General features: G+C 36.0%; 15 protein-coding genes. 8 read left to right on the top strand and 7 right to left on the bottom strand.

Features of this window, described 5'->3' with window-relative positions:
- Nucleotides 1-38: 38 nt before the first annotated feature.
- The 5 genes from D1B17_RS06450 to D1B17_RS06470 all read left to right on the top strand — a co-directional run bounded on the left by D1B17_RS06450 (nucleotide 39) and on the right by D1B17_RS06470 (nucleotide 4322).
- On the top strand, nucleotides 39-1451 hold the full coding sequence (locus D1B17_RS06450) for a hypothetical protein (protein ID WP_137432115.1): 1413 nt from the start codon (nucleotides 39-41) through the stop codon (nucleotides 1449-1451).
- 12 nt (nucleotides 1452-1463) lie between these two features.
- Nucleotides 1464-2039, top strand: a complete 576-nt coding sequence (locus D1B17_RS06455) for a hypothetical protein (protein WP_120142471.1) — start codon at nucleotides 1464-1466, stop codon at nucleotides 2037-2039.
- A complete protein-coding gene (locus tag D1B17_RS06460; protein WP_120142470.1) occupies nucleotides 2036-2821 on the top strand; it encodes a hypothetical protein in 786 nt (261 codons plus the stop codon). Before D1B17_RS06455 ends, D1B17_RS06460 begins: the two co-directional genes overlap by 4 nt.
- Nucleotides 2822-2884: 63 nt before the next feature.
- Nucleotides 2885-3070 (top strand): 2-hydroxymuconate tautomerase, encoded by a 186-nt coding sequence (locus tag D1B17_RS06465; protein WP_057890761.1) that lies wholly within the window; start codon nucleotides 2885-2887, stop codon nucleotides 3068-3070.
- A gap of 49 nt (nucleotides 3071-3119) precedes the next feature.
- The gene (locus tag D1B17_RS06470; RefSeq protein WP_120142469.1) at nucleotides 3120-4322 is read left to right on the top strand and encodes a DUF2075 domain-containing protein; all 1203 of its coding nucleotides are present in this window, start codon (nucleotides 3120-3122) and stop codon (nucleotides 4320-4322) included.
- A 396-nt stretch (nucleotides 4323-4718) separates the two neighbouring features.
- Here the strand turns inward: D1B17_RS06470 and D1B17_RS06475 are convergent, their stop codons facing one another.
- Nucleotides 4719-4904, bottom strand: a complete 186-nt coding sequence (locus D1B17_RS06475; RefSeq protein WP_120142468.1) for an LBP_cg2779 family protein — start codon at nucleotides 4902-4904, stop codon at nucleotides 4719-4721.
- A gap of 34 nt (nucleotides 4905-4938) precedes the next feature.
- Nucleotides 4939-5604 (bottom strand): signal peptidase I, encoded by a 666-nt coding sequence (lepB, locus tag D1B17_RS06480; protein WP_120142467.1) that lies wholly within the window; start codon nucleotides 5602-5604, stop codon nucleotides 4939-4941.
- Between the two features lie 214 nt (nucleotides 5605-5818).
- Here lepB and D1B17_RS06485 point away from each other — a divergent pair, with 214 nt between their 5' ends.
- Nucleotides 5819-6580 carry a hypothetical protein gene (locus D1B17_RS06485; RefSeq protein ID WP_120142466.1) on the top strand — a complete coding sequence of 254 codons (762 nt, stop codon included), beginning with the start codon at nucleotides 5819-5821 and terminating at the stop codon, nucleotides 6578-6580.
- Between the two features lie 5 nt (nucleotides 6581-6585).
- Here the strand turns inward: D1B17_RS06485 and D1B17_RS12755 are convergent, their stop codons facing one another.
- Nucleotides 6586-7080, bottom strand: coding sequence for a helicase (locus D1B17_RS12755; protein ID WP_120142465.1), 495 nt, complete (start codon nucleotides 7078-7080; stop codon nucleotides 6586-6588).
- A 518-nt stretch (nucleotides 7081-7598) separates the two neighbouring features.
- On the opposite strand from D1B17_RS12755, the gene D1B17_RS06495 reads away from it, so the two are divergent.
- Both D1B17_RS06495 and D1B17_RS06500 read left to right on the top strand, forming a co-directional pair.
- A complete protein-coding gene (locus D1B17_RS06495; protein WP_120142464.1) occupies nucleotides 7599-8573 on the top strand; it encodes a hypothetical protein in 975 nt (324 codons plus the stop codon).
- Nucleotides 8574-8577: 4 nt separating this feature from the next.
- Nucleotides 8578-9930 carry an RsmB/NOP family class I SAM-dependent RNA methyltransferase gene (locus D1B17_RS06500; protein ID WP_120142463.1) on the top strand — a complete coding sequence of 451 codons (1353 nt, stop codon included), beginning with the start codon at nucleotides 8578-8580 and terminating at the stop codon, nucleotides 9928-9930.
- On the opposite strand, the gene fni is transcribed toward D1B17_RS06500, so the two are convergent.
- From fni to mvk, 4 genes are read right to left on the bottom strand one after another with little or no spacing between them, the layout of a single operon-like run.
- Nucleotides 9927-10973, bottom strand: a complete 1047-nt coding sequence (gene fni, locus D1B17_RS06505) for a type 2 isopentenyl-diphosphate Delta-isomerase (RefSeq protein ID WP_120142462.1) — start codon at nucleotides 10971-10973, stop codon at nucleotides 9927-9929. The two genes, D1B17_RS06500 and fni, sit on opposite strands and share 4 nt — an antisense overlap.
- Nucleotides 10966-12045 carry a phosphomevalonate kinase gene (locus D1B17_RS06510; protein WP_166806639.1) on the bottom strand — a complete coding sequence of 360 codons (1080 nt, stop codon included), beginning with the start codon at nucleotides 12043-12045 and terminating at the stop codon, nucleotides 10966-10968. The genes fni and D1B17_RS06510 overlap by 8 nt, the downstream gene beginning before the upstream one ends.
- A 24-nt stretch (nucleotides 12046-12069) precedes the next feature.
- Entirely contained in the window at nucleotides 12070-13035 is a 966-nt protein-coding gene (gene mvaD, locus D1B17_RS06515; protein WP_120142460.1) for a diphosphomevalonate decarboxylase, read from the bottom strand.
- Nucleotides 13028-13978: a mevalonate kinase gene (mvk, locus tag D1B17_RS06520; protein WP_120142459.1), complete on the bottom strand. Its 951-nt coding sequence runs from the start codon at nucleotides 13976-13978 to the stop codon at nucleotides 13028-13030. The genes mvaD and mvk overlap by 8 nt, the downstream gene beginning before the upstream one ends.
- Between the last annotated feature and the right edge of the window lie 80 nt (nucleotides 13979-14058).

Genomic DNA, 14058 nt, shown 5'->3' on the forward strand with positions numbered 1-14058 from the left:
TTTGTTTTTGAAAAATTATTTTTTTGAGGGGAAAAAGCGTGAAAAAAATAAGCAGGTTTTTGGTAGTAATTTTTGCATCATTATTTATTTTGAGTGGATGCAATCAGAGGACAAAATCTACAACACAAGGTCCAAATATTGTAGGAAAGACCTTTTCAGCAAATACTCCAGTCGAGAATGCTACCAATGGGAAGATGACGATTCATTTCGTCAATGCAAAAAAAGCAATTATTATCGAATCAGGGAAATATGCGACAGACAATAATCAATGGGGGCAATTAGTTTTCGATGCTAACTATAAGGTTTTAAAAAATAAAACTGTAAGGTTCAGAAGCACTAGAGGTATTACCGAAACTTACAAAAATAAAAAAGCTTTGGACAGTCATGAAACCCCTATCTTTTTACTATCTGAAAAAATAGAGAAAGACCGAGATATTGGAGGTACTCTTCATATTGGTAAAGATTATCTTGGTGATTCCAAAGATAAAAAGTCTCGTTTGACGTTAGTTAAAGGAGAAAATATTTCCAGCTATGATTCTTATTTGAGAGCTGTCAATAAGAAATATTATGAGAAAGATACCAAATTATCCAATCGTGGTTTTATGAGTCCCGCCACTGAATTACTCGCTAACGGAATTGCCTTTAAGGGGAGTCGCTTTATTTGGAAGTATGGTGGTCCCGATAAAACATTTGCGACTGACAAAGAAGAGGGCGCACGTTTCGCAGTATTTATGGGGAAGTATAAATTGAATGGAAATAAATTAACACTTTTCCTTCAATATCATACAAGTATTTATCAAGGTACGGTCAGTCAACTATCAAATAAACAATATCAGGATAAATTGCTTGGAAATGATATTCCAAAGAAACTAGTTTTTAAGTTTACTAAGAACAATAAACTACACTTGATTACTAAATTTAATGATTTTAAATCAGATGACATGTTCGATTACGGAACTGTTTCTGGAACACCAAATTATGGAAAGTGGTCGGTCAGTGAACAACCTGACGTTTATAACGTTGCCATGGAAAAAGCTGAGAAAGTAACTCAATTTAACGAATCCACGGAACCAATTGAAGATGAATCAGCTGATACAGATAGTACTGAAGAATCAGTTGAAAAAACCTTTCCAACTAAAGAGGATTTTGCTAATTGGGTAACAGATTATTACTATAACCAAGGTGATTATGCGACAGAGGATGAGCCTGGATTTCATGTGACTGCTTCATCAGCTGGTGGAACCGAAAATCTTCGTGATACGATTGATGGTCAACAAAGTGAGACACCACTCGTATATTCAGTAGCCTACTCAATAACCACATTAGCTGATAGTGACATGGATATAGCTCGCACAATTTCCATAACATCCGATGGGAAAATCTATTCAGGTCACTTTAATACTTTAGACAATAATTTGACGCAAGCTTACGCCGATTATGTTCAAAATTAACTAGGGGGAAATATGAAAAAAATCATAAGTATATTCGGCATCATTTCTTCAATTATTATATTTTTAACAGGATGTACTAGTAGTCAGCCAAAAGCAGGTAACACTAGTCAACCTAAAACCAAAAGCAATAATAGCATTGTTATTAAGGGAAACACATTCTCTGGAAAAGTTATGACGGATAATAATGGTAAACAAGAGATGACTGTTCACTTTGATAAAAACAACCATGCAATTGTTACCTATAACGGAATTTCAAAAAGTGACAGTACTTGGACCCGAAAGATTATTAGTGGTAGGTATGCTATCAGTGGAAAAACATTGGGTGTTATAGATGAGGATGGCATGATACTTGGTTATAATAGTGAGAAATCACTTGCTAATCAAAAATTACCAACAAAAATGGTCAAAAAACACGATAGAGGGTCCACAACTGAATTAAAAATACATAAGAGGTATTTGGCATTTAATGAGAAGTACAAACTCTATCCTACCAAAACAACTATAATTTCAAATTACAATGATTATATTGATAAAATGCAAAAACAATATAATAAAAATACGCAAAGCTATCGAATCGAAGTTTCATGAGTCCTGCCACTGACATGATGGCTAACGGTATTGCCTTTAAAGGCGATAACTTTATTTGGAAGTATGGTGGACAGTCAGAATATCGAAATGGTCTTGACATCGGAGGTAGTATTGCCATTATTACTGGTCAATACAAACTTAATGGACAAAAACTAATTCTTTTTGTTAGTGAAAGCACACCGCTGTATAGGGGAACGATTAGTAATTTAGGTAAAAATTATTATCAAGATATGGTTGGTTTTAATTCGTTACCAAAAGAATATGTATTTAGTTTCACTAAAAATAATAGGCTTAAATTGATAACTACAAATCAATATATGGTCTCTGAAGATATGTTGGATTACGGTACACTGGAAGGTGCACCTAACTATGATGCTTGGTCAAAGACTTATGCGGTTGATCAATTTTCAGCAAAAATGCAACAAAGAGATCTTCAAGATGACAGTGAAGAGCAGGCAGACACTTCATCAGACGATAGTTCCACAACTAATGGGGATTCAAAGATTACATCTGCAGACGATTTTCAACAATTCTTGATAGACAATGGTTTTCTTGATGATGATCCAGACAACGACTACAAGGCTAATGAAGGCAATGGATATGAATTTCCAATTTCACAATCCGATAAAAAGGTCGCTGCTAAGTATATGGTTTACTGGGATCTGCCAGATGGATCACTAACTCATATTGTTATGCTGGGTGTTGATGGAAATGTTTATGGTGGAAACAGTGGCAGTAATATGTTTCCAATGGATGATGCTACAGCAGCTTTGTCAAGATAATTAGTACCTTCAAAATATGTTTTGGTATAATAGAAATATCTTAAATTACTGAGGAGAAAAATTATGCCATTAGTACATATTGATTTAATTGCTGGCCGTTCTGAAGAACAACTAAGAGGTATGGTCAAAGACGTTACTGCAGCCATTGTTAAAAACACTGGTGCACCTGCAGAACACGTTCATGTTGTTTTAAATGAAATGGAAAAAGAACATTACGCTGTTGGCGGTGTTTTAAAGAGTGACGAATAGTTAATTTTGGCACACCTTAGGGTGTGCTGTTTTTGTTAGGAGAGATTTTATGTTAGATTCAGTTTTACCCGACAAACATCTGACTGAGGAGCAGCAAAATATTTTTAATGAAATATTAGATTTTTGCCACAAAAATTTAGAAACAAATACGAAAGGTTTATTTCAGTTAAATGGTGATGCTGGTACTGGAAAAAGTGTTATTTTAACGCAATTATTTTTACAGCTAGAAAAATCAGCAAAGGGTAATGGTACAGATAATTATTTTCTCGTTAATCATCCCGAACTATTAAAAGTTTATCAAGAAAATGCCGGTGGTTATAAGGATTTACGCAAGAATCGTTTTTTAAGACCTACCACTTTTATTAATCGAATGAATAAAGAACATAAGAGTTCCGATGTTGTTGTCATTGATGAAGCGCATTTACTACTCAGTGAGGCTGATCGTTACAATAATTTCGAGCAAAATAATCAATTGGAAGAAATTATTAAATTAAGTAAAGTCGTGATAATTGTTTATGATGAACGACAGGTACTCAAACTCAAGAGTTTTTGGTCACAAAAAGTAATTGATAACCTAGTTAAGAGATTTCAATTGAACTATAAGCTGGCAACTTTACACGTACAGATGCGTATGCAAGCTCCCAGAAGTGTATTAAAGTGGATTGATACATTGACTAATAATTTGCAATTAACACCACTGACACATGAAAATACCCGTTTCTTAGGTGGTGCTTATCAAGGTTATGATTTCAGGGTTTATCCAGACGCTGAAAAAATGTATCAACAATTAAGACTAGACAATGAAACTTATCAAAAATCACGTATCGTGGCCACGGCGGATTATCCATCAACTTTGGATGGTAAGAAACATTTTGTGAACGAAGGGGAGTTTCATTTGCCTTGGGATCAATACAATTATTCCAATGTCACCTGGGCACAGAAAGAATCAACGATTGATGAAATTGGGTCGATTTATACTGTTCAAGGTTTTGATTTGAATTATGTAGCAGTTATTATTGGACCATCTGTTGAATATGCCGGAGATGGGAAGATAAAAATTGATATTAATAAATATGAGGATCAGGAGGCATTCAAGAAGCGCCATCAAAGTGATTTACGAGATGTGAATGATGCAAAAAAAGAAATCATTCTTAATTCGATGAATGTGTTATTAAAACGTGGCGTTAAGGGTGTTTATGTTTATTTCCATGACAGCCAAATTTACGATTATTTAATGGGAGATTCTAAATAAATAAAATACCACCTACTAATAAACAGACGACTTGTTAGTAGGTGGTATTTTATTAATCAACTAATTGCAGTTATAGATTTTTTATCTGAAATATATATTTAAAATTAGTAGTATTAATTACACTGTATCCACCAAAAAATCAACTAATAAATCAGTCGAAAGGAGTAAGAAAATTAGGTCGCAGTGAAGGTGGCGTTGGCGATTCAGCGCCTACACCACGGGACGAGCTTTGAACCTCGCGTACTTTGCAAGGTTCAAAGTCGAGGTTCGAGACCGTTTTTTGGCTCGAACCGGTCCCCAGCGGCCTAATTTTTTACTCCTGGAGACGGCAAGTTTAAACCACAAAAAAACGATAACCTATTGGCTATCGTTATCAGGGTAAACTACAAATACCGCTTATTGATGTAGCTTGATATATTCTAAGATTGTCTTTTCTTCATCTGCTGTTGGTTCGTAATCGCCCGATTTCAAATTGTGAACACGTTCAACTGAGATGTGACTTTCGAAAGCAAATTGTGTATCTGTCATATCTTTATCTTTTTCGTACTGAATGATCATTTCAGCAATACTTGGTTTATCCATGAAAATACCTCCAATAAGTTATCTATAACTTGATTTAAAAGATTGTCCATTTATTCAATGGCCAGTAACGCCACTTGACTTCACCGATGACACTCTTCTTATCAATGAAACCAATGATTCGACTATCTTTGGAAACAGTTCTGTGATCTCCCATTACAAAATAGGTACCAGCAGGGACCTTATTAGTCTGTTCAACTTTCTTTAGATAAGAACTGCTGTAACGTTGTTGCCATTCAGGGGAATTCTTAGCTAAAGTACTCAAAGTGAAATTATACGTATAGCTGTAAGGCTTGCCCGCATAGAGACTAGTGTCAGGTTCCTTTACTTTATTACCTGCTTTGAGGAAGTCTTCCTTATATAGTTTACCATTAACATAGATTTTGTTGTTCTTAGAAACAACTGTATCACCAGGTAAACCGATAACTCTCTTAATATAAAATGATCCTGGTTCATCGGGAGCCTTTAAAACGATAACATCACCACGACTAATACTTGAATGTCTTGTCGCAATTACTTTGTCACCGTTTTCAAAAGTTGGCTGCATAGAAGGTCCAGAAACTTTATCGTTTGAGAGAATAAACTTAAACCCAAGGAAGAAAACTGCATAAATTGCAATGGTCAACGCAATGGTTTGTAACCAAAATTGCCAACCACTTTCTTCTTCCTTTTGAGGCCGTCGTCTTCTATTATTTTCTGCCATATTTCACCTCGTACATGTACTAACTAAGATATTACACTTTTTCGCTATTATTGGAAATAATTGTGACATTTTCATCATTAAAATTTAATTGAATGTTAATAAAGTTCGATTCCTAGAGCTTGTAGGGATTAATAACTTTAAGTCTATTCCAAATTCTAGTAATATAATTCTCGAATATATTAAGAATTATCGGTAGTTATTCTGGGAGGCAAGTATGAATTATATTGATGGATTAAGAGCAGATACCGCAGTATTACCAAATGGGATGGTTTTCAATGCCCGAATCAAGTTTATGGAGCGAATTTGTCAAGCGTTGGCGAACAACCAGTTGCCTAAATATCATTTTCCACAATTTCAATTAACGGAAAAAGAGATTACTTCATATATGGAAAGCAATGTGAACTTAGATGAGGTTGAATTTCAAGCTATGTCAGCTCATTTAGAGAAATTCGATCATGATTTAGGAGAATTCAGAACATATCTTCAAACACGCTTTGGTTACTGGGCCACAATTACGCAAGATTTTACAGCAGCCATTAAAGCTAACTTTCCCAACCAAAGTTTCTTGGAGTTGATGGCAGGTAATGGCTATCTATCTAAAGGACTTCGAGATATCGGCGTTGAGACATACTGCACTGATGATTTGAGTTGGGCTAAATACAATCAAACAGGCAATTTAGCATTGACTGAAATTGAATCCCTAGATGCTCTTTCAGCACTGGAGAAGTATGGTAACCAAGTTGATAACGTTATCGTCGCTTGGAGTCCGGATCGCGAAGATATTGATTATAAAGTTCTGCAGAAAATCCGCCAGTTAAATGTGAATTTCTTACTGATTGGTGAAAAGAATGGTGCCACAGATAGCAAAGAATTTTGGGAAGACGCTAAATTAGTTGAAGACCCCAGAATAGACAAAATCAATCAATCATATTCACATTATGATTTAGTTCAAGATCAGCTTTATCTAGTCAAATAATTAGGTCATTTTTGAAAGGTAAATAAATTCGTACGGTCCCAAACAAATTCATTATCACAAATATAACCACGGAGCCAAAGTTTATGGTTAACATTGCGCAAGTAAAAGCCTTTAGGACAGTCAACATCTTCAGAAATAATTGGTGAAGCAATTGTAACTGAAGAATCTGGGGCTTTTTGCCGATGCATGGCGCTGTCGTTACTGACTGGCTGGTCTTTCCAAAAAAGACGACAATAAATGGCTGCTTCTAGTGAACAAAGCCTGAAACCTTGTTCCTGGGCAGCCGTAAATATGTGGGGCAAAGTAGCTGGAATTGTTAAATGCAAGGCCGCAACTGGTAAAACTTGCAGAGTTATTAATTGTTTTTGAGGAGAAAGAGTTAGTCTCGAATCAGTCAGTAGCTTTTTTGCACTAGGATTAAGTACGATATGGTTTTGTTTGAGTTGCATTTTTAATTGGTTTAAAGAGAACCCTCCAAGATTGAAAGTTAAAGAGAACATTATTTTTACTCCTTTTTGTCTTAGACTAAGTAAACATTTGAGTTAAATGATGGTAAGTCTATTTAATGAGTGGGCTAGTTGATTTTTTTACAGTTTTTGTATGTTTAATTAAAAACTAAAGGTCGAAAGTATCAAAATAGATTTTAAGTTATGAAACTTTAATTTTCTAGAGTATAAGGATAATGATTGTTAATGCATTTCAAGTTCAATATCATTTTGTATAAGAATAATGAGTGAATTAGCCGGAAAGAGTAAGAAATTTTGGTCGCTGTGCAGGTGGTGTTGGCGCTTTAGCGCCTACACCACGGGACGAGTTTTGAAACTCGCGATTTGTGCGAGGTTCAAAATCGAGCCGAAAGACCTTGGCTTTCGGCGGTCCCCATAGCGACCAAAATTTCTTACTCTTGCAGGCGGCATATTTAACCAGCACCGCACGTTTTTAACTAGTTTTATCCCAGATACTTGTTGTTTAGTGTAAAATGAAATATCAGTAAGACAAATTGATAGGTGAATTTTTTATGAAAAAAATAATTTCTAGTATTGCTATCTTTTTGGTAATCCTCTTAACTGGCGTTGCCATCTCGAAGAGTGATTCTATCAAGTACAACAATACAATGAATCGTTTGGGTATGAGTGAAGAAGCAGTCGTGTTGCACAGTACGTCCAAGAAAAATTTGGTTACAGCTGTGCAAGAATTAAATCAGAAAAAACGACTAGCAAGTTATCAGCTGATATTCTTTGAAAAAAGTAATAGTAATATCGGTTACATTTACGGCCACAGTAAGGTTAACAAGTTACCGATTACATCAGGACGTTACTTTTCAATAGATGACTTTACTTCACAAATTCCTTTTGCAGTTCAAGGAAAGACTTCTGAAATTGAGGCCTATAAGCCCCAAAGTCAGTCCTATATTAAAATTGATAATCGTTATATTTCAGTGATTGGTAATATTGGGTTTGATGGAGCGGATATTTTGAATTCACAAACCTTGATTTCATTATCTCCTAATCAACCAAAGTCAAAGTATCATCTGAATGAAGTGACAACTGTTTTGGACGGACAAGCCCTTTCCAATAAAGAAAGTCTTAATAAAATAAAAAAAGTTTTACATGTTAAATCAATGCACAAGTACGTTCCACAAACAGATGACTTCACTAATGCGGAAACGACCAACAATGGTGAACTCTATCTTGTAGGAATCGTATTGTTACTATTTTTAATTGTTGCAATTGATTTTTACATTTTAGTACCACTGAAATTTGATTTATCTAGATCTAATTTGACCGGTGATTTAAAGAACAACTATCGTAACGGATTGCTGATTCGCTATTTAATTTATACGTTAGTTCCATTTATAGTCGGATTTGCGGTCGTTAATTGGAAGATTGTTATCATCAGTCATGGGACTTTCAATTTATTTATGATTGTCTCGAGTATTATCACGATCCTAGTTGGATTGTCACAAATTATTTTTGTTAAACGGAGTGAGTAAGTTAATGAAGGTCGATTTAAGTAATGACTTTAAAGAAAAATATCGTCAATTAATGGGAGAGCGGGCCGAAAAGTTGTTTTCAGCTATCGAAGAGGATAGTCAGGAAGCTTTTCGTTTGAATCCTTTGAAAGCAAATTATCAAAATGTAGAATACTCACTCGCCAAACCAATTGAATACAGCAACATCGGTTATTATGGTGATATCGATGGCAACTCAATCGATCATTTATCAGGTTACGTATATAGCCAAGAACCAAGTGCCATGTATGTGACGGAGATCGTTGATCCACAAGCTGATGAGAAAATTTTAGACTTATGTGCTGCTCCAGGTAGTAAAACGACGTATATTGCTTCAAAAATGGCTTCACAGGGACTTTTAGTTAGTAATGAGATAAATGCTAAGCGGGCTAAAGTTTTGTCCTCTAACATTGAAAGAATGGGAATTACTAATACCGTCGTCACAAATAATTCGCCCAAGGACTTTGAAAAGAAGTTTGACAACTTTTTCGATAAAATTTTAGTTGATGCGCCTTGTTCAGGTGAGGGCATGTTCCGTAAAGATCCTGAGTCAGTTAAATATTGGTCATTAGACTATGTTGAACAATGTGCTAACCGCCAACAACATATTTTAGACTCAGCTTATAAATTATTGAATCAAGGTGGAACGCTTGTTTACTCAACATGTACGTTTTCACCAGAAGAAAATGAGCAAAATATTAGTTGGTTCTTAGATAAATATCCCGATATGCATTTAGCTGATGTTAAAAAATACCCTGGTATGGAAGATGGTCGACCTGAATGGGGCAATAACAATCCTGAACTAACCAAGGCTTTACGAATGTTTCCAGATCAATTTAATGGTGAAGGACACTTTATGTGTAAGTTGGTCAAAGATGGTGAAAGAATCGAACCTAAAGAGCGTAAGATCAATGATGGTCTAAAAAAGGATGATTTCAAACTAGTCCAAAAATTTGCCAAAGTAAATCTAACAGCTTTAACTGAAAATAATTGGTTGAAAATCAGTGATTTCTTATATCAAGCAGCTAGTCTCGACAATCGTTTTAAGGGCTTGCATATCTTGAGAAATGGTCTCAAACTTGGTGAATTCAAAAAAAATAGGTTTGAGCCTGATATCGCGTGGATATTAGCACTCAAACCTGATCAATTAACAACTATTTATAAATTATCACAAGAACAATATGAAAAATATTTACATGGTGAATCAGTAATCTTAGCAACTAAGCCTGATTTTGACAACAAATGGATTGGTCTATCTTATCAAGATAAGTTATTCAGTTGGGGTCGTTACAGTAATCAACAAATAAAAAACGTCTATCCCAAAGGGTTAAGACGTTAGAAGTTAATATTTCGTTGCTTCATGTAATTGATTAAGCGCTCATCGAAAACGATGGGGGCTTTTTTGATATCTTTGATTGATCTAGCTCCAATAGCAGCCATAATCAGTTTCAATTGTTTAACAAATTCGTCAAAGAAAATTTCTGCCTCACTGAGCGAATACTTTTGTAAGTGATGGAGCACTAGACCTGACATCCCGACAGCACTAGCACCTAAACGAATGGCTTTTATGACATCCATCGGTGTTCTAATACCTCCAGAGGCCAAAATCGTCATCTTATTTTGATAGGGGGCCGATTCCAGTAGCGATTCCACTGTCGAGAGTGAGAAACGGTCTAAGTAAGTTAAATCAAGTTCATGATTACGTGCGCTCTCAATCTGGGCAAAATCAGTTCCACCAAATCCGGAAATATCAATATTACGTACGCCAATTCGATATAGTTGAGCAATATTTTGTTGTGAGATACCAAAGCCCACTTCCTTGACGATAACAGGAACGGAGACGTTAGCCACAATATCTTTAATATTGTCGAGCCAAAAGAATTCTTGATCTCCTTCAGGCATAGCAAGTTCTTGAAGAGCATTAATATGAATTTGCAAAGCATCAGCTTTTAACAGATCAATAGCTACTTGGGCTTGCTTAGCATTAGCTTTGGCGGAAACGTTAGCAATTACGAAACCATCAGGATTATTTTCTCTTAAAGTAGTAAATGATTCTCTAGTTTCTTCTGGGAGACGCAAATAGACTCCCATTGAGCCACTAGAAACAGGAATTCCTAGATGGTGCGCAAGTTGAGCTAATTCTGAGTTAAATTTAGCTGATGGTTTGGAGCCACCAGTAATGGCATTGAAATAAAAGGGTAAAGCCACTTTGTTACCAAGAAAGTCAGTAGATAGATCAATGTCTTTCATTCTAAGTTCTGGTAATGCATCATGTAGCAAACGAACGCTATCAAAATCAGCAAATGATTCGTCAGTGAAAAATTTTTCGGCTAAGAAAAGATGTTCAACTTTACGTTGCATTTGTGCATCTTGTTTAGGCATGAGCAATTATGTCTCCGATTTTTAAAGTAAGTGGGGTAATTCCGACTTGGCGCCATTCTTTTTTTAGCTCGGCAATGTCAAGTTGTTTGTCACTTAAGACGATCCCACAATCGCCACCACCGGCACCAGAAGTCTTAGCGGAACCACCGAGTTTTTCAGCAATATCGCACAATTTAGTTAAGAGTTCTGTTTCAATGTGCACATCACTAAATTCAGCTAGGTCGTCTAAGAGATCACGATACTTACTAAACATTTCTTTAATAAGTTCTGAATTATTGGTTTTAAAACCGTCAATCAATCTCTCAACATTTTGGCGACTAGCATGTAAAAAGTTTTGATATTTTTCGACTTTTTGAGCTTTGGTTAAAGCAATTCGATCAACCAAAATGGAAGTTGAAGCAGGTGAGCCCGTCCAACCAACGGTTAACTCTAAATTATCTGGTAACTCCAGACTCTCTATTTGAAGCTTAGGCCAGTCAAGTGACAAGATCTCAGTAATACTGTGATTGCGAATCATATTGAAAATCCAGTTACGGTCGGGTGAATAATAGGCCACGATACCGCCAAAAGCACTGGCAGCAATATCACCTAAACTACCGTTACCTTGAACCGACAAATGTGAGATAGCCGAGATTTTATAAATATCCATGGCTGACAAACCTAAATGATAAAAATCTCCTAAGGTCTTAACGACAGCAACTGTGACAGCCGCCGAAGAGCCTAAACCATATTTTTTCCCATCTTCTGAGTCAAGTTCACTTGTCACCAGTAAATCGTAATAGCATAGTTTGACATTTCTTTCGAGTGCATATTTCTCAACGAAACTAATTGCTGCCAAAATGTATTGCAACTGACTTTCTGAATCATCAAAGACTAATTCTGTTCCTTGACGATTCCAGTGGATCAACTCTTTATTTAAATTTTTTGATTGGATCGTACCGCCATTTTGTGACTTATTGATCGTCACGGTGACGTACTTATTTACTGAAGTTAGGACAGCAGGGAAGCCCGTTTCAACAACAGCATACTCTCCAGCCAAATATAATTTTCCAGGTGCTTTTCCTGTAGACAAAAATATCATACCTTTCAATTTGTATCAGATGTATTGTATACCCGGGCCAATATTGGCGACGACACAAGTTACGTCTGATAATTGTTGTTCGATGTATTCCTGAACCTTTGTGATGGATTCTTTCGTACATATAATTTTAACATTTGGACCGGCATCAATTGTAGCATACGCGAAGATGCCTTTTTGCCGTAATTCCTGAATTAATTGCATAATCTTAATTGTTTGTGGCGCAAAATATGTAAACGAAGGATTGGCTGAAAGCGTTAAAGCATGCATACTCATCGCATTGTGCTCGGAAATCTCACCGATTTTTTGAAGATCTTTTTTAGCAATTGCTTGCTTAATTTCTTTTATCTCTGAAGACACCAGTGTAACCCAATTTGGATAAAAAGGGGAGGTTTTTACGCTATTTTCCATTCCGACTGTTGAAGAAACCTTTTTACTGTGCTTGTTTATCACCACCGACAGTAATGATAAATCAATTTGGGGGTTTTCATCTATCGGAACGGCAAAAGAAGACGCATTGTCAAAACCAGCTTGCCATTCCACGAAACCACCATAAATCGAACGACTAGCAGATCCAGAACCATTGCGGGCTAAAATGGATAACTCCTGACGAGTTAAACCTAGTTGTTTAGTCTCGTTAATAGCTGCAGCTAAGGCAGCAAAACCAGAAGCCGATGAAGCAAAGCCAGCCGAAGTTGGAACGTGATTGATTGAATCAATCTGGAAATGATCACTGAAACCATAGAAATCACGAATCGTTTGTAAATAATTAATGATGCGTTTGTTTTTAGTTTCATCAAGTAATTGTTTATTTAAATAAACGATATCTTTGTCTGCATCAATAATAGTTGCCTTAGTATCGGTATAAAATCGATCTAAGGTTAATGAAAGACTATTTGTGTAAGGAAGTTTTAATTGTTTATCCTTTTTTCCCCAATATTTGATCAAAGCAATATTTGTATAGGCACGTGCCGTTCTAGTCAATGTCTGAGTCCTCCGCATAAATTGATAATGGCTGAATCCAAGTTTGCTCGGCACCAGCTTTGATCAGAGCTTTTTGAATCATTTGGGCATTATTTAAATTTCTAGCTAAACAGATGATACAACCGCCACGGCCACCACCAGTAATTTTGCTACCGAGGGCACCAGAATTATTAGCGGCCTCGATTAGTTGATCTGTTTTGGGAATTGACAAATTAAGTTTAGTCAAAATTTCATTGGCCAAAGTAAAGACTAGTCCTAATTGCTTAAGATTACCTTTAGTCAAATATTCACTCGCTTTTGTAGCGTAATCACCCAACTGCTCTAAATAAGCTCCAATTTTGGCTTGGTCCTGATCATACATTTGACGAACATCAGCAACTGTTTCCTTAGTCTTGCCTTTAACACCTGAGTCAGCAATGACAATAAAGCCATCGGAGTTGAAATGGAAACGTTCTGGAGCAACGCCTTTACCAAATTTAATCGGATCTTCAGAACTAACTGTCAGCGCATCTAAGCCACTAGCTTTACCGTGAGTAACAGTTTCCGATTTATTGACGTAATCTAATAATGTCTGATGATCAAGCTCTTTATCAAAACAATCAAAGAAAGCTCTTGTAATAGCACAGGCAATCGCAGCTGAAGAACCCATACCACGTTCGATAGGCAGACCACTGTCGATACTAATACTGTATTTGACGTGGTCATGATTCAATTCTTGATCTAACAGATTAATTAAAAATTTAACGCCTGACAGCGAATCAGGAATCTGATCGATTTTTCCAGCATAATACTTTGAAATTAAATTATTGTCGTGACTCTGTTTAATTTTAACAATCACGGGCGTACTTAAAAGGGGAATCGCAAATGCAGGGTAGCCGTATACTACCGCATGTTCTCCCATAATAATTGTTTTCCCATGACTTTTACCTATTCCTTTAAGCACATGCTCACCTCATATTCTCTAAGTCTTTATTTTATACATCTATTGCACTGATTTCCACTTTCTTACAACTAACTATGATA

Origin of the sequence: Companilactobacillus zhachilii, assembly GCF_003606365.2 — a bacterium.
Lineage (GTDB): Bacteria > Bacillota > Bacilli > Lactobacillales > Lactobacillaceae > Companilactobacillus > Companilactobacillus zhachilii.